Annotated in this window: 21 protein-coding genes and 1 other annotated feature; of the genes, 13 read left to right on the forward strand and 8 right to left on the reverse strand. The window is 46.5% G+C overall.

The features are described from left to right. Window position 1: 1 nt before the first annotated feature. Together GC096_RS19450 and GC096_RS19455 are read right to left on the reverse strand one after the other, a co-directional pair. Complete coding sequence (locus GC096_RS19450) at window positions 2–1,174, reverse strand: Ger(x)C family spore germination protein (protein ID WP_171632486.1); 1,173 nt, start codon at window positions 1,172–1,174, stop codon at window positions 2–4. Further along, entirely contained in the window at window positions 1,161–2,657 is a 1,497-nt protein-coding gene (locus GC096_RS19455) for a spore germination protein (protein WP_376769510.1), read from the reverse strand. The genes GC096_RS19450 and GC096_RS19455 overlap by 14 nt, the downstream gene beginning before the upstream one ends. A gap of 376 nt (window positions 2,658–3,033) precedes the next feature. Between GC096_RS19455 and cls the strand changes: the two genes are divergently transcribed. After that, window positions 3,034–4,464 carry a cardiolipin synthase gene (gene cls, locus GC096_RS19460; RefSeq protein WP_171632487.1) on the forward strand — a complete coding sequence of 477 codons (1,431 nt, stop codon included), beginning with the start codon at window positions 3,034–3,036 and terminating at the stop codon, window positions 4,462–4,464. Window positions 4,465–4,489: 25 nt separating this feature from the next. Here cls and ligD read toward each other — a convergent pair whose 3' ends face one another. From ligD to GC096_RS19480, 4 genes are all read right to left on the reverse strand, one after another. Next, window positions 4,490–5,380, reverse strand: coding sequence for a non-homologous end-joining DNA ligase (gene ligD, locus GC096_RS19465; RefSeq protein WP_171632489.1), 891 nt, complete (start codon window positions 5,378–5,380; stop codon window positions 4,490–4,492). 92 nt (window positions 5,381–5,472) lie between these two features. Next, window positions 5,473–6,765, reverse strand: a complete 1,293-nt coding sequence (locus tag GC096_RS19470) for an arsenic transporter (protein WP_216626180.1) — start codon at window positions 6,763–6,765, stop codon at window positions 5,473–5,475. A gap of 80 nt (window positions 6,766–6,845) precedes the next feature. Then, a complete protein-coding gene (locus tag GC096_RS19475; protein WP_171632491.1) occupies window positions 6,846–8,126 on the reverse strand; it encodes an ArsB/NhaD family transporter in 1,281 nt (426 codons plus the stop codon). A gap of 241 nt (window positions 8,127–8,367) precedes the next feature. After that, window positions 8,368–9,312: an ATP-dependent DNA ligase gene (locus GC096_RS19480; RefSeq protein WP_171632492.1), complete on the reverse strand. Its 945-nt coding sequence runs from the start codon at window positions 9,310–9,312 to the stop codon at window positions 8,368–8,370. 180 nt (window positions 9,313–9,492) lie between these two features. Here GC096_RS19480 and GC096_RS19485 point away from each other — a divergent pair, with 180 nt between their 5' ends. From GC096_RS19485 to GC096_RS19495, 3 genes are read left to right on the forward strand one after another with little or no spacing between them, the layout of a single operon-like run. Further along, the gene (locus GC096_RS19485) at window positions 9,493–11,019 is read left to right on the forward strand and encodes a spore germination protein (RefSeq protein WP_171632494.1); all 1,527 of its coding nucleotides are present in this window, start codon (window positions 9,493–9,495) and stop codon (window positions 11,017–11,019) included. Between the two features lie 20 nt (window positions 11,020–11,039). Further along, window positions 11,040–12,197 (forward strand): Ger(x)C family spore germination protein, encoded by a 1,158-nt coding sequence (locus GC096_RS19490; protein ID WP_171632495.1) that lies wholly within the window; start codon window positions 11,040–11,042, stop codon window positions 12,195–12,197. Between the two features lie 12 nt (window positions 12,198–12,209). Beyond that, window positions 12,210–13,319: a GerAB/ArcD/ProY family transporter gene (locus GC096_RS19495; RefSeq protein ID WP_171632497.1), complete on the forward strand. Its 1,110-nt coding sequence runs from the start codon at window positions 12,210–12,212 to the stop codon at window positions 13,317–13,319. 387 nt (window positions 13,320–13,706) lie between these two features. Here GC096_RS19495 and ku read toward each other — a convergent pair whose 3' ends face one another. Then, a complete protein-coding gene (ku, locus tag GC096_RS19500; RefSeq protein ID WP_171632499.1) occupies window positions 13,707–14,588 on the reverse strand; it encodes a non-homologous end joining protein Ku in 882 nt (293 codons plus the stop codon). A 157-nt stretch (window positions 14,589–14,745) separates the two neighbouring features. Between ku and GC096_RS19505 the strand changes: the two genes are divergently transcribed. The 7 genes from GC096_RS19505 (at window position 14,746) to GC096_RS19535 (ending at window position 20,984) form a co-directional block, all read left to right on the forward strand. Then, window positions 14,746–14,931, forward strand: a complete 186-nt coding sequence (locus GC096_RS19505; RefSeq protein WP_171632501.1) for a hypothetical protein — start codon at window positions 14,746–14,748, stop codon at window positions 14,929–14,931. After that, window positions 14,928–15,110 (forward strand): H-type small acid-soluble spore protein, encoded by a 183-nt coding sequence (locus GC096_RS19510; protein ID WP_056608515.1) that lies wholly within the window; start codon window positions 14,928–14,930, stop codon window positions 15,108–15,110. Before GC096_RS19505 ends, GC096_RS19510 begins: the two co-directional genes overlap by 4 nt. Before the next feature lie 157 nt (window positions 15,111–15,267). Further along, window positions 15,268–15,774, forward strand: coding sequence for a tRNA (adenosine(37)-N6)-threonylcarbamoyltransferase complex ATPase subunit type 1 TsaE (tsaE, locus tag GC096_RS19515; protein WP_171632506.1), 507 nt, complete (start codon window positions 15,268–15,270; stop codon window positions 15,772–15,774). Next, window positions 15,755–16,564, forward strand: coding sequence for a tRNA (adenosine(37)-N6)-threonylcarbamoyltransferase complex dimerization subunit type 1 TsaB (gene tsaB, locus GC096_RS19520; protein ID WP_171632508.1), 810 nt, complete (start codon window positions 15,755–15,757; stop codon window positions 16,562–16,564). Before tsaE ends, tsaB begins: the two co-directional genes overlap by 20 nt. Window positions 16,565–16,566: 2 nt before the next feature. Then, window positions 16,567–17,070 carry a ribosomal protein S18-alanine N-acetyltransferase gene (gene rimI / locus GC096_RS19525; RefSeq protein ID WP_171632509.1) on the forward strand — a complete coding sequence of 168 codons (504 nt, stop codon included), beginning with the start codon at window positions 16,567–16,569 and terminating at the stop codon, window positions 17,068–17,070. Between the two features lie 22 nt (window positions 17,071–17,092). Further along, window positions 17,093–18,127: a tRNA (adenosine(37)-N6)-threonylcarbamoyltransferase complex transferase subunit TsaD gene (gene tsaD, locus GC096_RS19530; protein ID WP_312886307.1), complete on the forward strand. Its 1,035-nt coding sequence runs from the start codon at window positions 17,093–17,095 to the stop codon at window positions 18,125–18,127. 390 nt (window positions 18,128–18,517) lie between these two features. Next, window positions 18,518–18,769, forward strand: a binding site (T-box leader). Window positions 18,770–19,406: 637 nt separating this feature from the next. Next, on the forward strand, window positions 19,407–20,984 hold the full coding sequence (locus GC096_RS19535) for a 2-isopropylmalate synthase (RefSeq protein ID WP_171632512.1): 1,578 nt from the start codon (window positions 19,407–19,409) through the stop codon (window positions 20,982–20,984). Between the two features lie 530 nt (window positions 20,985–21,514). On the opposite strand, the gene GC096_RS19540 is transcribed toward GC096_RS19535, so the two are convergent. After that, window positions 21,515–23,470, reverse strand: coding sequence for an ABC-F family ATP-binding cassette domain-containing protein (locus GC096_RS19540; protein WP_171632513.1), 1,956 nt, complete (start codon window positions 23,468–23,470; stop codon window positions 21,515–21,517). Between the two features lie 239 nt (window positions 23,471–23,709). On the opposite strand from GC096_RS19540, the gene GC096_RS19545 reads away from it, so the two are divergent. Together GC096_RS19545 and moaC are read left to right on the forward strand one after the other, a co-directional pair. Continuing rightward, complete coding sequence (locus GC096_RS19545) at window positions 23,710–24,342, forward strand: 5-formyltetrahydrofolate cyclo-ligase (RefSeq protein ID WP_171632515.1); 633 nt, start codon at window positions 23,710–23,712, stop codon at window positions 24,340–24,342. A gap of 16 nt (window positions 24,343–24,358) precedes the next feature. Next, complete coding sequence (gene moaC, locus GC096_RS19550) at window positions 24,359–24,853, forward strand: cyclic pyranopterin monophosphate synthase MoaC (protein ID WP_312886308.1); 495 nt, start codon at window positions 24,359–24,361, stop codon at window positions 24,851–24,853. The last annotated feature ends 55 nt before the right edge of the window (window positions 24,854–24,908 follow it).

The following is a 24,908-nucleotide window of genomic DNA, read 5'->3' on the forward strand; positions in this document are numbered from 1 at the left end:
TCTAAATCCCTCCTTTAGTCACATTGCGGCTAATCACACCTGTATCGGGAATGGAGGCTTTCACAACAATATTAAACTCAGCATCTTTAAAATAACGCTCCCAATCCTTCCCGAATTGTTCGTTCCACTTCTGCGGATGTGTTCGCCAAACAATGAGACCAAGTTGAGCCGAATCCGTGCCTTCCTTTTGCATCTGTTTAATCGTTGCGAGAACTGATAATTTGATTTGCTCTGCGAACTTTGTTTCTACGTTATGAAGGGTATTTGAATTGTACAAATCCTCATCAGTGAGGTCTTCCCTCACAGCACCACGAGCTTCTACGATAATGTCGAACATGACTTTGTCTTCCAGAAGCTTAGGTGATATCTCTGTCTTGCCGCCAACAATGGAGATGGAAATATTTTTGCCATCTTCCAAGGGGAATGTGAGTTGTTGCTCTTTTGCTTGATTTCGAAGCCACAAAAGCCCCGATGCTTCTTTCTTCTTATAAATGCCAACCATCTTATCCCCTTTGAACTGCCCATAACCAACGAATTGGATTTCATGGGATGGCTCTTTAGAGACTTGACCATCTCGAGGTTCCATGTAACTCATGATTGGATCACTGTTAAAGCTTAAGGACATCCCGACATCCTTCATTGTTGTAGGCATAGAACTGCGAGACTTCGCTAATTCACGAAGGACTTCAGCAGGAAAGCGCTCGAATTTCGGCTCCGTATTAAGGAGGTCATAGCCTTTGCCTTTGGTTACGATCAGGTAGCTTGTCATCCGATTCTCTGGTGAACGCGGAAGAACATCGAACAAGGAATTGATGCCAGCTTCCGCTAGCTTTTCACCAATGACGATCGTTCTGCGATGCGAGAGAAAGATGCGTCTTGCCATACGTGTTTGAAGCTTGCTGACTGCATCGCGGAAGGTGAGCCCGACCTCGGAATCAATGTAATAACTTTTCCCTCCAGCGGTGCCGCCACCTCCACCGCTAGCTCCACCCATGGAACCGGGGAGAGGGAACATATAAGTAACACGATATCTGCCGTCATCCTCCAAATCAGCCGATGAAGTAAGAACAAATGCGAGGTCATTGGTCTCTGTACGATCCCAACAACCAGTAAGAAGAGTCGTGGATAGTAGTAAAGTCGCCACTAGCCTAACAGTTTGTTTAGGATGAATCATTGGACTGTTCCTCCTTATTGGCTTTGTGTACGTGGTTGATGCTGCTGCCGTCTAAACCTCCCGCTTTCTTGATTTGTTTCGCAAGAGAATCGTCTTGACTGGTGTTATCTTGAATAGCCATAAACTCCGGACGCTTCCTCAATTGCCACCATGGTGCACGGATCAGGACATCCTTCATATCCGTAGCGGATAAAGGGCCGACAGGAGACAGATAAGGTACTCCGAATGAACGGAGATTCGCCATGTGCCCGATTAAAATCATTAAAGAGAAAAAGATGCCATAGAACCCAAATATGGCGGCAGCAATGAGAATAGGGAAACGCAGCATCCGAATAGCAATCGCACCGTTAAATCGTGGAATGGTAAAGGAAGCTATACCTGTAATCGAGACAACAATAACCATGGGTGCTGAAACGATTCCAGCTTGTACAGCAGCTTGGCCGACGACGAGGGCACCTAAGATCGAGACGGCGGAGCCAACCGCCTTAGGAAGACGTATGCCAGCTTCGCGTAGAGCTTCAAAGGTGATTTCCATGATGAAGGCTTCAACGACCGCCGGGAATGGGATGGCCTCTCGCGATGCAGCGACACTAAGCATTAGTGTTGTTGGTAGTAGTGCTTGATGGTACGTCGTTATCGCAACATAGAGTGCGGGCGTTGTTAACGACAGAAACATGAAGACATAACGAAGCATGCGTAAGAGTGAGCTGATCTGAAATCGCTCATAGTAGTCTTCGCTCGTTTGCATAATTTGAATGAATACAAAGGGCACGATGAGAGCGAAGGGCGTGCCGTCTGTAAGAATCGCAACTCTTCCTTGGAGCAAGGCGGAGGCGATTACGTCAGGACGTTCTGTATATTGCATTTGCGGGAATGGCGAATAGGCATCGTCCTGGATGAGTTCTTCAATCATGCCTGATTCCAAAATGGCATCAATTTTGATTTGCTCTAGTCGTTTGACGACCTCTTCGACTAACGAAGGCATTGCTAAGTTATCCAAATAGCAGATAACCAGGTTGGTATTGCTCTCTTTGCCTACACACATGGATTTCATCTTGAGTCGAGGTGTCTTGAGCTTACGCCGAATCATAGAAGTGTTCGTACGAATACTCTCTACGAAGCCTTCCTTTGGGCCGCGAACGACCGTTTCTGTCTCTGGTTCACCAACAGATCGCTTCTCTGTCCCACGGATGCCGAGCAGAATGGCTTTCGCGTTCCCCTCAACGAGCAGTGCAGCATCACCGCCGAGAACGGAAGTCAGCAAGTCACCATAATTGTCGGAAATCTGCGTTTGTGACACTGGCAGAATGACATTAGCAATTCGCTCAATCGAGGTTTCGCCGCCTCCGATCAGCATGAGTGACTTCATCGTATCGTTCAGAAGTTCCGTATTGGTCAGACCGTCTACGAAAAGCAGCAGTGCAGGGATATGGGGGTCAATTTCGAATTCCCTGACAACGACATCGGAGCATTCCTGAAACATGTCTTTAATAAATTTATGATTCTCATCGAGTAGCAGCGAGAGTTTAGTCTGTTTAAGATCTTCGATAAACGGAATAGCGAGAGCTTGATCCAAATCAGAAGGAAGATTACCTTCGTTGGAGGGGGCAGTTTTACGACTTTGCAGAATGCTTTTCATCAAATATTTAGGTGTTTTGGCCAAGCGAGAGGCACCTCCTGCCATGATCAAGTTGAAGAAATAAGAATGCGTAGATTATGTTCTGCGAAACAACAGGATTTTATTACGAAAGTTGGAAAATTTTATTTGTAAAGGTTTAGTTGGAAAGAAAAGGTATAGCTCAGAAGGACTTGGCAAAAGCTATCTCAGCATGCAGATGTAGGGATAGGAGCTGGTGTTGTTGTTATGGATCATTTTATTACTGTTGTTATTTATCTTTCAGGCAGCTACGATTTTAATTTGTGAATATAAAAGGCCTGCCAAGTCAATAGCGTGGCTGAGTATTCTGTTTATTTTCCCAATTATTGGGTTCATTATGTATTACTTCATCGCAAGGGAATATGCTCGGCGGAAGAAAGTTCATGGTCATAGCAGCGATAATTCGGATATGCAAAAGCTCCAGAGTGCTCCGTACACTGTCAGTCTAGACGCTCAAAAAGGCGGAGACAGCTTCCTGCTGGGTGAACAGCGACTGCGAGAATGGCTGCGTCATGTGCCACATGCACCGATTACAGGAATGAACCAGGTCGACGTGCTGACGAATGCCGACGTGACGTACGAAGCGATGCTTGAAGAGATAGGGAAGGCCCGGGATCATATTCACTTCGAATTTTATACGATTCGTGATGATGCGATTGGCAGGAGGTTTCAAGAAGCATTAATTACGAAAGCGAAGGCAGGGGTAGCTGTAAGGGTCATTTACGATGGTGTTGGGAGTCATGCGCTTTCTAAGGCTTACATTTCTTCATTGAAGCGTGCGGGGATTGCTGTGGAACCTTTCCTAAAGCCATTGATTGCCTTCTTTGATAAACGGTTGAATTATCGGAACCATCGCAAAATTGTGGTTGTTGATGGCCTGGTTGGTTTCGTTGGAGGAATTAATATTGGGAATGAGTACGTTGGCGGGGACCCTAAACTTGGTTTCTGGCGAGATACGCACGTCATGCTGCATGGGGACTCCGTATACGATTTACAGCGTACCTTTCTGACGGACTGGTATTTCGTTAGTGGGGAAAGAAGCTTGGGGGAGAAGCGTTACTATCCAGCTCATTCTGTACAGGAGTCTTCGATCGTTCAAGTCATTTCTAGTGGTCCTGATACCAGATGGGATGCCATTCAAGAAATGTATTTTGCGGGATTGATTGCAGCGAAGAAACGAATTTGGATTACAACGCCTTATTTCATTCCCGATCCGAGCATCATAATGGCCCTTAAATCTGCCGCAATTAGTGGTGTTGATGTATGTATCATTCTTCCATTTGAGGCGGATTCCGCAATTGTCCAATATGCGTCAAAGTCCTATCTACAGGAATTATTACAGGTAGGCGTTCGATTCTATTTGTATCGGAAAGGGTTTATTCATGCCAAAGTGATTATCGTGGATGACATCATGGCAACGGTAGGCACGGCGAACGTGGATATGCGCAGCTTTTTCAGTAACTTCGAATTGAATGCCGTGATGTTTGATGTGAAGGTAATTTCACGTTTGGAGAGAGATTTCGTGATGGATTTGGAGTCATCTACGGAAGTTATACGATCTGAATTTGAGATGAGGTCGCCTGGTGAAAAAAGAAAAGAGAGAATTGCGCGATTGTTATCTCCTTTATTTTGATGAAAAAGAGTAGTTCTAATTAGAACTACTCTTTTAATTTAGTTAGTATAGCATTCAAATTTTGAGGTGGAACACGGTCAATCAGGTCCCCATAGATTCGTAGTCGATTCATGATGGTTAGTTGATTGAACTCGCTAATGCTTGGACGAAGCTCTACTTCTTTCCAAAGCAAAGGAGTGGAAATCGTTGCGTCCTTTCTCGCACGCGGCGTATAAGGAGCAGATAGTGTTTTTCCATACCAATGCTGGAGGTAGTCGATATAGATCTTATCACCGCGATTTTTCTTGAAGCGCTCGATGGTAAACAGCTTCGGGTACATGTTAACCGTGTAGGTTGCGATGAAATGTCCAATTCTTCGGAGCTCTTCGAACGTATAGCCAGGTTGAATCGGAATGTAAATTTGTACGCCTGTTGCTCCAGAGGTTTTGGGAACCGACTGAATTCGCAGCGAATCAAGCACTTCACCGATGATAAGTGCAGCCTCCATGATGCGAGGTTCTTCCTCCAAGGTTGGGTCGATATCAATGAGCCATTCTGCAGGATTCGTCTTCCCGATGTAATGGAAGGAAGGATGAAATTCCAAGCAAGTCAGATTCCCGAGCCAAATGAGCGTAGATAACGAGTCTAAATTCACATAGTTGATGCCATCTAGCGGCGCTAGCTTAACGAAGCTTGGCACTGGATCGGGTGCATTTTTCTGATAAAAGGACTTGTCATCATACCCATGTGGAAATCGAATCGTTGTTAGATGGCGATTACGGCAGTAACGTAGGAGGTAGGGCGAGAGTTCACTTAATGTCGTCAGGTAATCCGCCTTCGTGATGCCTAAATCAGGCCATAGCGGCTTATTCGGATTCGTGATCGTCAACTCGTTGCCCTCCACGAGAAGCTTAGCTTTCTCTGCTTTGAATGCCATAGGCTTGGAATCGCTCCTTCTGAGCTTTTATTTACAATTATTTCCTATGCGAGTGGTTCTCAAACGGAGTCACACTAAAGCTGGACAGCAGATTAGGATATTACCTGCAACCACAGGTACAAACCGATTAACGTGATGAGTAAGGTGGGGATCGTCAGGATTACGCCAGCCTTCATATAACCGCCCCACGTAATTTTCACCCCTTTTTTGGCAAGCACATGGAGCCAGATCAGAGTGGCTAGTGAGCCAATAGGTGTCATTTTGGGCCCCAGATCGGTCCCGATGACATTGGCATAAATCAGGGCTTCTCGGAGGATGCCCTCAGTTTGTGTACCTTGAATGGCTAAAGCATCAATTAGCACAGTTGGCAAATTGTTCATGATGGAGGAGAGGATCGCCGCAAGGAATCCCATACCTATCGTGGCAACAAAAAGCCCTTCACCAGAAATGATGTCGATCAGTTCCCCTAGCGCATCCGTAAGTCCGACATTCTTGAGGCCGTAGACGACCACATACATTCCGATGGAGAAGATGACGACAGTCCATGGAGCTTCCTTCACAATCTGTTTGGTATCCATCACGGCGCTCGTTCTAGCAATAAGGAGGAAGCCGATAGCGGCAGCTCCAACGAGGAAGGAAACAGGAACGTGAATAAATCCACTGCCAATATAGGCGATTAATAGAATGCCGAGAATCCACCAGGACAAGCGGAACAGCCTCAGATCTTTAATCGCTTCCGAAGGGGGTCTCAGCTCCGCGATATCATAGCTTTCAGGAATTTGTTTGCGATAAAACAGGTAGAGAACCAGCAAGCTTGCGCCTAACGAGAACAGACTCGTTACGAACATCCGGCTTGCATAGGTAACGAAATCGATCCCGAAAAAATCCGCAGAAAGGATGTTTACCAAATTACTAATGACAAAGGGCAGTGACGTGGTGTCCGCGATAAAGCCGCTTGCCATAATAAACGGGAGAATGGCGGCATCGGGCAATTTCATAGCTCTGACCATAGCCAATACGATGGGCGTAAGGATCAAGGCCGCACCATCGTTCGCAAAAAAGGCGGAAACCGCTGCCCCGAGCAGGATCACGTAGACGAACATGCGCTTTCCATTTCCTTTGGCCAAACGCGCCATGTGGAGCGCGGACCATTCAAAGAAGCCGATCCCATCTAAGATAATAGAGATGATAATGATGCCGACAAAAGCGAGCGTTGCGTTCCACACGATGCCTGTAACTGTGGCGACATCTTGCAGCGAAACGACTTGGAAAGCGAGGGCAAGCAATGCTCCTGCTGATGCTGACCAACCAATGCTTAAGCCTTTCGGCTGCCAAATGACGAAGGTAATTGTAAGTAAAAAGATGATAATAGCTAAATAAATCATGAGATCCTCCAGATCGACTATTAAATAAACGACGATGTAAATATCTCAAATTTCTGGACTCCTGTATAGATAAAAATTAGTTACATGAAATATCTAACATACATATAAATATTGGCTAAGCCAACGGAGACAAGCATAAGTGGAAAACCATATTTCATAAAAGCAATAAATTTGATGGGGTGTCCTTCTTTTGCAGCCAAGCCAGCGACGATCAAGTTAGCACTTGCTCCGATAAGTGTTCCATTACCTCCAAGACAAGCGCCTAATGCCAAACTCCACCAAAGCGGTTCTAAATTCTCCACCCCCATCGTACCCATTTCCTGAATCATAGGGATCATTGTTGCCACAAAAGGGATGTTGTCTAGAAATGCTGAGGCGATTGCGCTGAGCCATAAGATTAACATAGACGTTGCAATAGGATGACCTCCCGTTAATTCTACGGCTCCAGCAGCTAATTTAGAAATTACTCCTGTTTCTACCAAACCCGACACCAAGACGAAAAGTCCAACAAAGAAAAAAATCGTTGACCATTCAACTTTGGTGAAAGCTTTTTCCATCGAATGTTCCCCCGTCAGTAGCAGTAATAGAAATGCCCCTGCTAAGGCTACTGTCGCGGATTCAAGGTGAAGCAGCTGGTGAAGAAAGAACCCGATGATCGTAATTCCTAGAATGGAAAGACTTTTGGTTAGCAGTTTACGGTCTGTAATGACTTCTTTTTCGTCAATTTGCATGATACTCATCTTTAGCTCAGGAGTAGTTTGTATGTGCTTGCGGAAAAGGATAATGAAGATCGGAATTGTGACCGCCATAATGATGACGACAACAGGTGCAAGATTATTTATAAAGGCCATGAAGGTTAGCTCTTTAACAGCACTCCCAATCATGATGTTGGGTGGGTCCCCGATAAGCGTTGCAGTACCGCCGATATTAGATGCCAGAATTTGCGTAATGAGGTACGGTACGGGATTAACACGCAATTGGCGTGTGATACTGAAGGTGACAGGTACCATGAGCAGTACGGTGGTGACATTATCAAGAAAAGCTGAGCCAATAGCTGTAATAAGTACGAGTGATACCAGAATTCGGACAGGATCACCCTTTGCCTTCTTTGCTGCTACTAATGCGATATAGGTAAATAATCCTGTTTCTGCCGTAATACTTACTATAATCATCATGCCAATTAGGAGTCCAAGAGTATTGAAATCAATATGATGCAGAGCGGAACCTTGATCAACAACACCAAGAACGACCATAAGGACTCCACCAATCATAGCCACGATGGTGCGATGTATTTTTTCGGTGATGATCATGCCATACGTAAGTAAAAAAATGCCAATTGCCAAGATTGCTTGCTGTTCCATAGTTCTAGATCCTCCTGAATATCGAATGTGTGTTTGTTTTTGGGCATAAAAAAAGAGCCCTACCAAGGACTCCTTATGTCGAAAAAGAACATAAGAAGCCCTTGGTGACAGGCTCCTCCATAACGCAACCAGTATAAGATTAGTTTATAAATATGACTAAGTGCACAACTGTAGACCGTAGTGCCTTAAATTTATACTGGTTTTTAAAGTGTGTCAAGCTTAATCGATCGCTTCAAGTAAACTAAGTCTGATTGAAGTTACACAAGCTTACATCCATATTCATAAAAGATTGTATGCTGGGGTGTCTCAATGTGTTGTTGTGGGTCCAAGCCATAAAGCTTACTTTGACAACAAGTTGGGGAGTTATCCAAACCGCTTCTTTCGACCTTTCGGGTTCATTGATGAAGGGACGCTCTTGCGTTGTTATGCTTTGAACCATATCGGTGACATGTTGCCAGTCTTTCACGGTAAGTTTGCCAGTACCCGCGTGGCCAATATACCATAACTGGCCCTGATCATCATATAAGCCTAACAAGAGGGAATTTACGATCTTGCCTCTATAGGTAACACCGCTTACGACAGCATAGAGATCCTTGAAAATTTTTTTCTTCAGCCATCGCTTATCCTTGCCGTTGATGACATAACTGCTTGTCAGGTCTTTAATCACAATGCCCTCTAATTCATGCTGTTTCACAATCGCAAATAGTGCTTCCATATCATCATGATTGGTGACGAGTTGGACGAGGTGGTTTGGTTTCATGATGGATGCTAACTTATTTTGTCTTTCTTTCAGGCTCAAATGCAGTAACCAATCTCCGTTTACATAGAGGATATCAAAGACCATGTAAGTGATAGAGACTTGCTGCATGGCTCGAGTCACTGTGCTGGATTTCCTGGCACTGTCACGTTTCATAATTTCATAAAAGGAGGGTTTACCATCGGATAGTGCGATAATCTCCCCATCCAAAATGACTGAATTTGCTGTACAGAACGCCTGGGGATTCGTTAACTCAGGGTATTGCAGGGTTCGATCATTGAGTCTTCGATTGATTAATTTGGTCGTACTTCCGTCGAAGTACAGCAGCATTCTTACCCCATCCCACTTGATTTGACTCGTAAAATGAGTGCCAACTGGCCAATCATCCGTGCTAACTGGCTCAAATGGGAGGATTGGTTTAAAATCCAACGGTCATAACCCCTTTACATTGTCGTTATCCTACCATTCTTCACCAATTTAGGTTCTTTCAAGCAAGATGACATGGGCGGTCTGTTAAAATGCCCCTGCATTGGCAGTAACTGAATAGCCGTGTGATTTTGAGAGCATAACAATACCTAAATGAATGTGAGAATGAAAGGGGAGTTTTGAATGAATCAACCTTTTCCTGAGGATCCGAGTATAGACAAGGAAGTATTCCATACCTTGGTGTCGACTGAACTCTCCTCGAATATCCTTCATTTGCAAACCGTATTTACAGCTTGTGATGATGTTATGTTCGCGTCGATGCATCTTGCGAGTGGCCTTCAAGCATCCGTCCTGTTTTTACGAGGAATGGTGAATGTAGAGTTGCTTGATGGTTATGTCCTCGAACCTCTTAAGCAAGCTAGTGCAGAAACCGTGGTATCCATGGACAAGGTGATGAACTGCATTTCGGTATCCCAATATAAAGTGCTGCGCATAATTGGTGATGTTATCGATAATGTGCTTGGAGGTAAGGCTGTTCTACTGTTAGACACGATCGAAGGGGCATTATCTATTGAGTTACCGCAATTTGAAGGTAGGGCAGTAGATGAGCCGTTAGCAGAGTCTGTCGTCCGTGGTCCACGCGAGGGCTTTGTAGAATCTTTAGTCGTGAATACGTCATTAATTCGAAAAAGGTTAAAGACACCCGCGTTGAAATTCGTTTCTTTCACTCTCGGCAATTATTCGAAGACAGATGTTACATTGGCCTACATGCAGGGGATTGCCAAGCCAGAAATCATAAGCAAGGTTTCAGAGAGAATCTCCCAAATTAAGCTAGATGGGGTACTTGAGAGTGGCTACATCGAGGAAATGATCGAGAGTAATATCTATTCACCCTTTCCCCAAGTACAAACAACGGAACGCCCTGATGTGGCTGTATCGAGTTTGTTAGAAGGCCGTGTTGTAATTATTACGGATAATACGCCCATTGCTCTCATTGCTCCAACTACTTTCTGGTCCCTCATGCAGTCACCTGAAGATTATTATCAACGCTTCCTGATTGGAAGTCTCATTCGTTGGCTTCGTTATACTTTTTTCCTTATTGCCATGTTGGCTCCGGCGATCTATGTGGCTGTGTTAACGTTTCATCATGAAATGGTTCCTACAACGCTGTTGCTTCGTGTTGCTAAATCTCGGGAGGAGATCCCTTTCCCTGCCTTGGTCGAAGCGTTGATTATGGAAGTTACTTTCGAAGCTTTGCGTGAAGCGGGAGTTCGTCTGCCTAGGCAAGTTGGTTCTGCCGTCAGTATTGTTGGCGCACTCGTCATTGGACAAGCAGCTATCCAAGCGGGCTTAGTATCTGCTCCTATGGTTATGGTTGTAGCCATTACGGGCATTTCTTCGTTTATGATGCCGCAATACTCGGCGGGGATCTCCTTACGAATCCTTCGTTTTCCAATCATGATTCTATCCGGTATCTTAGGCTTATTTGGCCTTATTCTGGGGCTGCTGTTAATCATTAGTCATCTGTGTATTCTCCGTTCTTTCGGTGTCCCATATTTGGCTCCATTTGCCCCCATTTATCCCAAAGGAATTAAAGATGTTTTGTTTCGTGCTCCCACCAGCAAAATGAATACACGTCCTGCCTTTTATGCTGACAACAATAATTTGAAAAGGCAGCCCGAGCATTCAGATGAACGGAATGAGAATTAAGCGGTTAGGAGGGGCTAGCTATGAGGTTATACGTATCCGTTCCTGTCATTTCACTATGTGTCCTGCTCTTAACAGGGTGTTGGGATCGTATTGAGGTGAACGATATGGCTTTTATCATAGCCGCTGGAGTCGACAAGATCACGAAGGATGAAATCGAAGTGACCGTTCAAGTCTTCATACCGAATCCTGCCGCTTCTGCGGGGGAAGGAGGTACCGGGCAAGGTAATGTGTACACGGTATCGACCAAAGGAAACTCGATGCCAGATGCGCTATCGGAATTGCAAAAGAAATTTCCGCGTTATTTCTCTTGGGGGCATGCCAAAGCTTACTTCTTTGGCGAAGAACTGGCTAGGAGTGGGATGTTTGATGATTTCGATTTCTTATTCAGGGATATTCAACCGCGGGAACAGGCTAATTTCTTTATGTGCAAAGGAACAGCTAGGGAACTGTTAGAAGCTCAGAATGACCCCAATACCTATGAAACCTTAATTAAACTTTCGCAGAAGCCATTGATTAAATCTGCAACTATGCATGATATAGAGGAATTATTAACTGGGGAATCCGGTGCCTTCCTACTGCCGGTTGCCAATAGGAGCAAATTAATCACGAATCAAACGAAGAAAACGATTCTGACCGTAGAAGGAATGTCGGTGATTAAGGAAGGGAAACTGGCTTGTTTTCTATCTAGCGATGAACAAATGGGCATTCGGTTGTTTATTCATGAAGATCTGGGCCGTAATATTACACTCACCGAACAAGAGGCGGGGGGAAAAGTCGTGATCAAAATCATTACGACAGATCTCCATCTGAAACCTTCGATTGAGAACGGTATTTGGAAAATGACCGTGCAATTGGACTTAGAAGCGGATGTCGTTCAAAATTCGACCGAGCTCCTCCTCGCTAACGGCTCTGACAATATGAGAAAGTTAGAAGCGCCATTCGATAAGAAGATCAAGGAGATTTTGAGAGATACGTTGCAACAGTTACAACATGATCAAAAGGCGGACGTACTCGGCTTTGCAAGGGCTTTTCATAAAAAATATCCACGGGAATGGAAGCAAGTCAAGGCGAATTGGAGTACCATCTTCCCAACGATGGACGTTCAGCTGGAAGTGAAAAGTACCATACAGAGACCAGGTATATCGAATTTTCCTTCCATGACCGGTCAGCAGAGATAGGTGGGGTTATCAATGAGTGATATGGCATTATCGAATCGGCAAATATTCTGGATGATGGTTAGCATGCAAATTATTATGACGATCCTGCTCACGATTGCTCCTGCAGCACAAATTGCTAAACAGGATGCGTGGATTTCCATTCTACTCGCGACAGTAGTAGGGATGCTCATTGCTTATATATGTGGCAAACTTAGTACGATGTTCCCTGGGTTGACCATAGTCGAGTATAATCGCATTCTACTGGGCAAATGGTTAGGTGGCTTAATTTCAGCCCTCTTCATCCTAGTGTGGCTTGTCATACTTACCGTGATTTTGAGACAATTCAGCTTATTCATTACAGGGACCATTATGCCGAAGACTCCCCTCTATGTCATTCAAATACCGATGCTTCTTGTCGTCTTGTACCCTACCTTGCATGGTGTAGGTGTGTTGGCACGTATTTGTGAAGTTACAGGGCCGATTATCTTACTCTGCGTGTTGGGTCCAATGTTTCTAAGTATTAATCAATTGAAATGGGATCGACTGCTTCCAATTTACTTAGATAATGACATGATGATCCTGATGAAAGGAGCGCTTCCGACAGCCGCGTTCTTAGGAGATTGCATTATGATTATGATGTTGATCGCTTTTGTGGATAAGCGGAAGAACACCGTTAGATATGCGATAAGCGGGGTTATGCTCACAGGTGTGCTTACGGTGCTATCGATAATCGTCAGCATCCTGATGTTCGGTCCTCATGTCGCTGCTGGTTATCCCTATCCGATGCTCATGATCGTCCGTTCCATATCCATTGGCGGTATTATTGAAAATCTGGATGCGATTGTCGTTACGATCTGGATCATGAGTATATTCACCAAACTGGCGCTGTATTTATTTGTAGCGAGTTATGGAACGTCACAACTGCTCGGCATCAGGAATTGGAAGATCGTCACCTGGATTACCGCTATCGTTGTGATGCTTTTAACCTTCATACCTGTGAATTATGAGGAGATTTCGATTATTTTTCCTCAGAAAATAGCTGCTCGTTTCATTTTTCCTATCTTTATGGTTGTATTGCCTGTGGTTCTGCTCATGCTGGCGCTGATGAGGAGTAGGAGGATGAAAATGGCTTCTCGGGGATGAGCTGTTTGGTGAGCAGAGAAGGTAGATGGGAATGGAGTGGAGTAGGGAGTGAGGGGGTAGTTAAGAAGTTAACTGGATTTTCTGATGTTAATTTGATCGAAAATGATGAATTTATGAACATAACTGGATTTCCTACAGCTAATTTCGGAGAAATGTAAGGAATTGATCCAAACAGCAAGAATTAACATCAGGAAATCCATCTAATTGAAAAATCGGGCGGATTTGATCGAAATTAGCTGTAGTTTTTACAGTTAACCCAACTCAACTTAACCAGCTCAACCTACCAAACCAACTCAACCAACTCAACCAACCTAACTCTCAACCCCTTCAGATCAAAAGAAGTGCCCTATCTTGGATGCCAAGATAGGGCACTTCTTAATATAGCTATCAAGTGACAGGCTCTTTGGCCTTTCGCGCTCGTGGCTTAGCCGCGGGCTTTTTCTCCGCTACTGTCGCCTCGGTCACGGAAGCGTCCGCGCCAAGCGTTATTTTGCCATCGGACGGTTTCGTCGCGTTCAAGCTGGCTTGAAGCGCAGCCATGAGGTCGATGACACTCGTTTTTTGCACCTCAGGCGCAGACTGAATCTCTTCACCTGCCACTTTATGCTCAATCGCATCCAGTAAGCGAGCGCGGTACTCGTCTTTATATTTTTCTGGTTCGAAAGGGGTGGAGAGCTGATTGATCAGCATTTTCGCCATCTCCATCTCCCGCTCATTCACGGTAACCTTCTCGGGAAGGTTAGGCACTTGCGAAATCGGACGAATTTCATCCGGATAGAAGATGGTTTCCATGGCAAGGCAGTTATCAATGACACGGATGGCGGCTAGCGAGCTTTTGGAGCGGATGGACACCTTGGCGATTCCGATTTTACCCGTTTGGCGCATGGAATCAAGCAGCAGCATATAGGCACCAGCGCCTGTATCGCCAGGGCCGAGGTAGTACGTCTTTTGAAAATAAACAGGGTCAATATCAGTTAAATTTACGAAGTCCAAAATCTTAATTTCCTTGTTCGCCTCGCCGGAGATTTCCTCCAGCTCATCTTTTTCAAAAAGAATAAAACGCCCGGGCTCAAACTCGTACCCTTTCGAAATTTCTTCCCACTCTACTTCCTTCTCGCAAGTCTGGCACTTTCGGACATAGGATAGCGGGGTAATACACGTTTTGTGAATATAGCGCATAGAGATATCTTTATCCTCTGTGGCCGAGAACATTTTAACAGGAACATGAACAAGCCCGAAGCTGATCGCGCCTTTCCACACGGTATGCATCGATGTAATTCCTCCCCAACATACATAATTGTACTAGTATTCTCTTGATACGTTACCTTTATACGGCAGTTATTTAAGAGAATGGTTAGAGGGGAGTTTGGAGAGTTTATAAATGCAACATGATAACCCAAATAGCGAACCTAAGGAGGGATTACGGATGGCATCAGAATCAAATCTGTCGCAAGACACGAACAATGAAGATAGGGACGATTGTTCTATGGACATTGATCGTATGATTAATGAGGGGCTTGGAGGCGGTAACGTCACCATGCAGGGTGGCTTAATTGAACACTCAACCACGGATACGATGGATTATCCGGAATCCGTACTGGATGAACCATGAATGTTCACCGTGCTCAGGAAATTTTAGCTGCAGATGAGAAAATTGAAGTGGATCTGAACGGTCTGGCTGTCTGGATTGACAGTGTAGACTCGGGGAAAGGCCTAGTCAAAGTACATGCGGAAGGCAATCCCGCAGATGCTCGGGTCGTCCCAGCTAGGGAGCTTGAAGAGGTACACTAAAGGTCCGCATGGGCAAACAAGCCTTCTCCGATAGGGTATCGGGGAGGGCTTTTTCTCAATTTCGTATGCCCTGAGGGGAGCTTTTCTCAACGACAGGTTGCTGTCACCTGCTAGCGAGGACTATAATAGAAAAAGCACGCGCACGCGGAAGAAAGGGATGAGATCATTGGCTCAATCCACATTTAAGTTTCATTCTGAGCATGAAGCAGATACGGATAAACTGGGAACCCTATTATCAACGTATCTACAGCCGGGAACGGTTTTTACATTAGACGGAGATTTGGGTGCTGGCAAAACGAGATTCTCGCAAGGATTCGCCAGAGCGATGGGGATTTCGGAGCATGTAAACTCACCTACATTTACCATTATCAAAGAATACGAGGGAGCTGGACTCCCCTTCTACCATATGGATATGTATCGCATTTCGCAAGAGGAAGCAGATGAGTTGGGATTAGAGGACTATTTCTATGGGGCAGGTGTTACCCTGATTGAATGGTCAAGTTTAATTGAGGATCTGCTGCCACCTGACAGGTTAAGTATTACGATCACCCAAGAGGTTGATCAAACCCGCGTATTTCACTTGATTCCGCACGGTTCGCCGTATGAGAGCTGGTGTGTACAGATGAAGGAGAACGGACATTTACATGACGGAACGGATAACTAATACGGGGCGATGCTTAGCGATCGATACCTCTACATCGGCAATGACAGTTGCTATATTGGAAAATGGACACATGCTCGGGGAAATTAGCTCCCATGCAGAAAGGAACCATTCTCTGGGATTGCTTCCCCACATTCAAGATTTGCTAGCTCGCTTAGGTATGAAGCCGCGAGATCTGCGCTCGGTTGCTGCCGGGCAGGGTCCAGGTTCGTATACAGGCGTGCGGATTGCTGTTTCTGTAGCCAAAACATTTGCATGGTCGTTAGGACTTGACTTGATCGGCGTCTCTAGTTTGGAAGCTATGGCTATTGGTGGTTCTGTACAGAACGACTATGAAGGAACTGGTTTAACATGGGTTGTTCCTCTGATGGATGGAAGGCGTAAGCAGGCTTTTACGGCGGTGTATGCGTATGAGGGGGCGACAGCTGTTACCGCTGTTCGAGAACCGGATGCGACTTGGCATGAAGTGTTGCCTGATGGTATACGAGTTATTGGCGCGTGGACGGAGCAGATTCTTTCGCAAGCTAGTCGTTTAGCGCCTGATCACATACTGTTCGTTGGTGAGACAGCAGGCTTTGCGGCTGAATTGGAGCAGTTTACGAAGGATTTTGCTGGTCATGTGAGCATTGTTCCCTATGGAATTGAAGCGGAGTATATTGGCCTGCTGGCTAATCCAAGATTAGCGCGGGGCGAGAAGGCAGACGTTCATTCGTTTGTACCGAATTACACAAGGCTGCCAGAAGCGGAAGCCAATCTGCTAGCTGGTCTGCAGACGAAGAAAGGGGAACAGTAATCATGGAACAGAGACAGCCGCATGCCATAGAAAATTCATTGGTATTCCGCTCGATGACCATGGAAGACATTCCTTTTATTGTCGAGATCGAGCAGGAAGCGTTCACGACACCTTGGACACGAGGTGCATTTGAGAACGAGCTGACGAACAACCAATTTGCACATTATATGATTATGGACATTGATGGGGAAGTCGCGGGTTATGGCGGCATGTGGCTCATTATGGAGGAAGCACATGTCACGAACATTGCTGTAAAAGATACGTATCGCGGTCGCAAGCTAGGAGAAAGACTCCTGCGTGAGTTGATGAAAACATCTGCATTCCTTGGTGCCATCCGCATCACCCTGGAAGTGAGAACTTCGAACTACGTGGCGCAAAATCTATACGAGAAACTAGGCTTCCGCTCCGTTGGTGTGCGTAGAGGCTATTATACAGATAATCGCGAGGACGCTGTCGTTATGTGGGCGGATCTGCCCAATCGTAGAAAGGATAGTCTCAAAGACTGAGGCTTTCAAATAGGTGAATAGTGTGAGTAGTGAACAAGAAGTAACAAAATCAGTGTATATTCTCGCCATTGAAACGAGTTGCGACGAGACTTCCGTGGCCATTGTAGAAAATGGGAAAATCATTCGCTCGAATGTGATTTCCAGCCAGATCGAAACGCATCAACGCTATGGCGGTGTTGTGCCGGAGGTGGCTTCCCGGAAGCATGTGGAGTCGATCACATGGATGCTGGAGGAAGCCGTCACAGAAGCGGGCGTCTCTCTCCACGAGCTCTCCGCCATTGCCGTAACCGAAGGCCCCGGATTGATCGGGGCCCTGCTTGTTGGCGTTGTCGCGGGCAAAGCGCTCGCTTGCGCCCTAGACCTCCCGCTGATTGGTGTCCACCATATCGCGGGACATATCTACGCCAACCAGCTCGTGCATGAGCTGGTGTATCCTTCGATTTCGCTCGTCGTGTCCGGCGGACACACCGAGCTCATTCTGCTCGAAGGCCCCGGCCAGTTCCGTATCATCGGACGTACGCGCGATGATGCGGCCGGCGAGGCCTACGATAAAATTGCCCGGGCAATGGGATTGCCTTACCCGGGCGGCCCGCACGTGGATCGGCTTGCTCAGGAAGCCGATTCCGAGATCAAAATGCCTCGCTCCTGGCTCGAGGCAGATTCCTACGACTTCAGCTTTAGCGGATTGAAATCCGCGGTGCTGAACGTCGTCAACCAAAGCAAGATGCGCGGCGAGACCGTTCAGGTCGCGCAGATTGCCAAGGGCTTCCAAGCATCCGTCATTGACGTGCTTGTGGAGAAGGCAAGTCGCGCCGTGAAGGAATACGGCGCGAAACAGCTTTTGCTCGCGGGCGGAGTCGCCGCGAACAAAGGGCTGCGCAGCAGGCTCGCCGAGCGCTGCGAGCAGCTGGGTGTGCCGTTGCTGGTGCCGCCGCACCGGCTCTGCACGGACAATGCGGCGATGATTGGCGCCGCCGCTTTCTTGAAGTGGGACAAGCAGGAGTTCGACTCCATGGAGTTGAAAGCCGAGCCTCAGCTCAAACTGGAAGAGTGGTAAATTTGTCGCACAGTCGCCTCCCTTGTGATTATTTCTGTGAGGGCGGGCGAAGGACTTCTTGATGTGATTAGTTAGAAAAAAAACGAACTAAATTAAATCTAGTAGACCCCGATGATGCTTTAATTCGATTTCACCGAACTATTTAGCCGAATTTCGGGGTATTAGCTGGTTTGTGGCATTTTAAGTGTGGGAAATCGAACTAATGTCGATAATCTCCTCCAACAGTCGCAAATAAGCAGGGAAAATCGGACTAAATCGGCTTCTGGGTAAATAGAGCATTTGAAATTTAGTTACTTCTGGAGTATTCGTAAAGGTAATCAAATAAAAATAATTTTCTGATAAGTGTATTGACTTTGAAAAAAGTGCATATTATAATCACAATCAATACTTTCAAACGCAACGAACGGGAATAGTAAGGCAAGATTAGTTTCGCTCAGAGAGCTGTGCATGTGGTGAGAGCACAGACGAAACGTCACCTGAACTCGCCCGGGAGCGGTAGGACTGATAAGGATGCCAAGGATCCAGCACCCAAGTAGGTCTTGACGGTTGACCCCCGTGATCAGGTACATGAGTGGTTTCGAGTGTAACAGCTCGGATCAATTAGAGTGGTACCGCGGAAGGTTCAAGCCTGTCGTCTCTTTTATAGAGATGGCAGGCTTTTTTGGTTGTTCTGAAACAAATGTAAGCTAGGCAAACACATATAATAACGCGATGAACAAGAGTAGTAAGGGCTCCATGTCTCTGGTACAGAAAGCTGCGGGTTGATGCGACGCAGACCGAGAACGCCCCGAACTCGCTTGGAAGCGGTCATCTTGATTGGCTGGCAACAGCTGTTAGGGATGAACGGATGACCTCCGTGATCGGGTGATGTAGCGAGCAGCTTGCTGGCTATATCTGAGGTGGGCTCTTAACGGAGTCAACAAGAGTGGTACCGCGCTGGGTGAAGACCCGTCGTCTCTTATGTGGAGATGACGGGTCTTTTTGTCGTCTGTGGAAAAGTGCGCTGCAGCCACTTTTTACATCTGATAGAATCCGTCGCATCACACCAACACTCGCTGTAACAGTGAAATTCGTGCTTACAGCGCAGAAAACCTATCACATCCGACCAATCCCACGCTGTAACGCTGAAAAACGCGCTTACAGTATCAAGTAGCTCACCAATTGCCCGAATTCACCGCTGTAACAGTGAAATTCACGCTTACAGCATCATAGTCGCTCAATATCTGATCCATACGCGACATAAACATCGCCTTCGGGCATACCTTAGGAGGAATTAACCATGGAAAACAACATAAATACTAATCGACGCATTCGCATTTTTGATACAACACTTCGTGATGGTGAGCAAGCGCCGGGCGCATCTCTCTACCCAGAGGAGAAAATCCGCATCGCGAGACAGCTTGCTCTGATGGGCATCGACACCATTGAGCCGGGCTTCCCGATCTCAAGTCCTGGCGATTTCCAGGCCGTGCAGCAGATTTCACGCGAGCTGCAAGGTGTTGAGATCTGCGGCTTCGCCCGCGCTGTCAAAGCCGACATTGATGCAGCGGTCAAAGCTACGCAGGACGCGGCATCCAGACGTATTCACATGTTCCTGTCCTCGTCGGACATCCACCTCGATTTCCAGCTGCGCAAATCGCGTCAGCAGGTTGTGGAGATGGCTCGTGCGATGGTCGGCTATGCGAAGCAATTCGTCGATCGGATCGAATTTTCGCCGATGGATGCGACGCGCACGGGAGATGAGTTCCTTTTTGAAGTGCTGGAAGCTGTCATCGCGGAAGGTGCGACTATTCTGAACATCCCTGACACAGTCGGCTATGCGCTTCCTGAAGAGTACGGCGCGATGTTCCGCAGAGTGCGCCAAAGTGTGAGAGGCGGTGATACGGTCGAGTATAGTGCCCACTGCCATAACGATCTTGGGCTTGCCGTTGCCAACAGCCTTGCGGCTATTGCGGCAGGTGTCACGCATGTGGAAGTAACGGTGAACGGTGTCGGCGAGCGTGCTGGCAACTGTTCGCTTGAGGAGCTAGTCATGGCGATTGAGACGCGGAAGCATTCGATGGGCGTGGAAACGGGCATCGTGACGAGTGAGATTTTTAACACATCCAAAATGGTCAGCCGTATTATGGGCTTCCCGATCGCGTACAACAAACCGATTGTCGGCCGGAATGCTTTCCAGCACGAAGCGGGCATCCATCAAGATGGACTTCTGAAGAACCGCAATACGTACGAAATTATGGATCCAGAAAAGCTGGGTATCCCACGCTCCATGATTATCCTTGGCAAGCACTCTGGCCGCCATGCACTGAAGCATCGAGTTGGCCAGTTTGGCATCGAGCTTACAGGCGAAGAACTGGATACACTTTATACGCGTTTCAAAGAAAAAGCTGATGAGCAGAAAATGGTCACGGACGACCAACTGATGGAGCTTGTAGGCAGCACGGTTGATGGGCAAATGGAGCCATTCACACTTTCACATATGCAGGTCATATCGAGCAGTGATCGCAATCGTGTAGCTTCTGTTTCGGTCAGAAATAATCAGACGGGTACAGAGAGTGTCTACTCCGGCACAGGGGAAGGCCCGATCGAAGCTATCGTACACTGTCTGCAACAAGCGATCCCGATGGATGTCGAGTTCTCTGATCTTGAGCTGCACTCGTTGTCCACAGGCGAGAAAGCGACTGGCGAAGCTGAGGTCACGATCTCCGTTGGCGGTCAAACTTACAAGAACACAGGGATCGACCAAGATGTCCTTGTTGCGGTAGCCAAGGCGTTCATATCGGCCTGCAATCAAGCCATTCGGATGCAAAATAGCGTGACGTCCGATGGAGGGGAGACGGTCATTACAGCTTCGTAATCGACAGATTCCGTCCGTCTTAGCTAAATTGTAAGAAAACTTAGATATATACACACCTTGTGAGCAAGGTTATGCACACCCCCTGTGTACAATGTGTATAACTTAAAGAAAACCCGAGAAATCAACCTTTTTAGAGGGTGTGTTAGAGGGATAACTTTTTCATAAAAAAATGTGGGTAATGTGGATAACTTTGTGGAAAAATAGTGAAAAGACTGATGGGGGGCGGAAAATGCCTCCCTTTTTCTGTGGATAACGTTGTGTATAACAAATTATGGCCCCATAAAGAACCGTTTAAATTATCGGAACAATTCGTCATTATTTTTTTGTGCATAAGAGGGAGCTAGGAAGTGAGGATGAACAGTTTCGGAGGAAGTTTTCAGGGAATTTCAAGACAAAGTAGTGGATATCTGCTGTTCCTGTGGGTAACTTTGAACATTTTGTGAACTTGTCCACAGGATGGCGTCCGAAATCCCCGAAAATCCGATCGAACAACAAAAAAGCCCACATCATTCGACGTGGACTCCTTCTTTTTAAGCCAATAAAACCTCCCATTCCTCATAGCAAGCTGCAAGTGAGCCCTTACGCTTGTCGACCTCAGCCGTTTTCTCCTGGACAAGCATATAGTCGTTGTACACAGCAGGATCAGCAAGCTCTGCCTCCAGAGCTGTCACTTCTTCTTCAAGTCGAGCAATATCCAGTTCTAGCTGTTCTAGCTTCCGCTGACGACTGCGTTCCTCACGCTTAGCCAACTTGTCCGCCTCGTAACTGCCACCACTAGCAGGCTCTGCTTTCACCGCAGCAACGGAAGATGAACTTCCGGCAGATTTCTTCTCCGCCTCTTTGGCCAGACGCTTCGCTTCCATTTCAGCAAGCTCCGCTTTTTTCTCCACATAGTCGTCATAGTTGCCGAGATAACTCGTTAAGCCATCCTTTTGCAAATCGAGCATGCTCTCTGCCATTTTATTAAGGAAATACCGGTCATGGGAGATGAATAACAGGGTGCCTTCGTAATCCATCAAAGCGGACTCCAACACTTCTTTACTATATAAATCAAGATGGTTGGTAGGCTCATCGAGAATCAATACATTGGCCTTCTGAAGCATGAGCTTAGCGAGCGAGACCCGTGCTTTTTCTCCACCGCTTAATGCCGCAATCTTTTTGAATACGTCTTCGCCGCTGAAAAGAAAACTGCCAAGCACCGTGCGAATACGCGCTTCTTCCAAATGGGGATACGTGTTCCACACTTCTTCCAACACGTTGTTGGACGGATTCAAACCTTTCTGCTCTTGATCGTAATAACCGATCGTGACACCAGCACCCCATTTGAACGTACCAGCGTCTTGTTTGTGGGCACCGATTAAGGTTTTGAGCAGGGTGGATTTCCCGACCCCGTTAGGTCCAATAAGCGCAGCGGTTTCAGAACGGCGAAGCTGGAACGAGACACCGTCGAGAAGACGATTTCGGCCATCATACGAAAGTGAAAGACGGTCTACTTGCAGGACTTCTTTCCCAGAGGTTTGCTCGATTTCGAAAGAGAAGGAGGCACGTTTCAAATCGCCCATCGGCTTATCCAAACGGTCCATTTTCTCTAACTGCTTACGACGTGACTGCGCTCTTTTGGTTGTTGAAGCACGCACAATGTTGCGCTGCACGAAATCCTCTAATTTCGAGATTTCTTCTTGCTGCTTTTCAAACTGTTTCAATTCAATTTCATAATTCGCCTCTTTAATCTCGATAAAACGGGAATAATTGCCCGTATACCGTTTGGATGCATGGCGTTCGATTTCATAAATAGACGTTACCAACGCATCAAGGAAATAACGGTCATGGGATACAACGAGAATAGCGCCAGGATAGCCGCGCAGATAGCCTTCGAGCCACGTCAATGTGGCGATGTCCAAATGGTTGGTAGGCTCATCGAGCATGAGCAGATCGGGTTCTTCCAGCAGCATTTTAGCCAAAGCCAATCTTGTTTTCTGCCCTCCGCTGAGGGTGTTGACCAGGGTCTCTGGTGCGAACTGTCCGAAGCCCATCCCATGCAAAATGCCGCGAATCTTGGCCTCAATTTCATAGCCGCCATGCTCACGAAACCATTCGGAGCGCAGCGCATACCGATTCATGGTGGTTTCATACTTTTTCTCATCGGAGATGAGGTTAGGGTCAGCCATCAAGGCTTCCAGTTCTCGGAGCTCGCGCTCTGTTTCCAATAATGAACTGAATACACTGAGCAGTTCATTCCAAATGGATTTGTCAGTGTTAAGTCCGCTGTTTTGCTTTAAATAGCCGATCTTGGTTTCCTTTGCTTTGAAAAGATCACCGCTATCATAGGACATCTCACCCGCGATGATTTGAAGAAGGGTAGACTTCCCAGCGCCGTTGACACCGACGAGTCCGATGCGTTCCCGATTTTCAATTTGAAGCGTTATATTAGAGAGTACGGAGCGTACCCCATAGCTTTTGGATATGTTAGAAACTTGTAATAGCATGTTGCTGCTACCTCCTGCGTTTTAGATACATATTAATGTAAGAACCTAGTTAAGTTGACCTTTAGTCGCTGTTTCAATCCCATCAAATCATTAGTATACACGAAGAATGAGGGCAACGCCTGCTTAATTTAGACAGGAAATATAGGCCATTCGGCGGGGTCTATGGTACGAGTATAGTTTTTTACTTTATTTATGTTAAAATGGGGGAAACCACTCCTCGCTAGGAAGGGCTGTAGCTTATGATGAACATCCGAGAGCGGAAAATAGAATTACGCAAGGAAATGGAAATACGACGTGCTTCGATTGTTGCCGAGATCCGGGATGAGAAGCAACAACTAATCAACCAAAGAATGGTGAAGCTATGTTCGGATAAGCTGTTTGAACAGGGGCAAATACCGTCCAATTCTCAGCCTACGCTGATGAGCTATATGCCATTTCGTTCTGAACCCGACGTTGCGCCATTAATGGAATGGTGCTGGCAGCAGGGAATTCGTGTGCTGATACCGAAAGTAGTGGCAGATACGAAAACGATGAACTTGCACATCATAAGCCGCTATGAGGACCTCGAAAGTGGTGCTTATGGGATTAGAGAGCCGCGGAGTGATGTTCCCATTGAACATGATTTGGGCACGATCTCCATGATTGTTGTACCAGGTTTAGCCTTTGATCTAGATTTTGGTCGCTTGGGTTACGGCGGCGGCTTTTATGATCGGTTTATGCAGTTATTCGCTGCGCGCGGTTTGAAAAGACCTTTTGCCGTTGCAGCTGCTTTCGATAATCAATTGATTCCTGCTGTTCCTTCTTCTTGGCATGATTTTCGAGTGGATGGCATCGTAACCGAAAGTAAGATGGTGTTCAAAACAGAAACCTAATATAGAGGTGATTGCAGTGCCCGATTCTTCACCATTGACGCATTTTAATGAGCAGGGAAGAGCGCGCATGGTCGACATATCGGATAAAGATGAGACGAAGCGCACGGCCACAGCTCGCTCTACCTTATTAATGAAGTCAGACACGCTTGATTTAATCCTCCAGGGTAAAATGAAAAAAGGCGACGTCCTCGCCGTGGCTCAAGTGGCTGGCATCATGGCCGCCAAGAAAACGTCAGACTGGATACCGATGTGCCATCCTATCGCTTTAACCGGGGTCGATATTCAGTTTACGAATAATGGCATCAATGAACTATACATAGAAGCAACTGTACGTACAACAGGTCCTACAGGGGTAGAAATGGAAGCCCTGACGGCTGTTTCTGCCGCGGCATTAACCGTGTATGACATGTGCAAAGCTGTAGAGAAAGATATGGTGATTAACTCGACCCTGCTTGTTATGAAAACAGGCGGTAAAAACGGGGATTTTCACAGGCAAGACATGAAAGCGTGAGGGGAGTAAGATCCAGCGCCAACATACCGTTAATCGGGTGAGGTTCTGCCTATCA

The organism is Paenibacillus plantarum (assembly GCF_013141695.1).
In the GTDB taxonomy this organism is placed as follows: domain Bacteria; phylum Bacillota; class Bacilli; order Paenibacillales; family NBRC-103111; genus Paenibacillus_E; species Paenibacillus_E plantarum.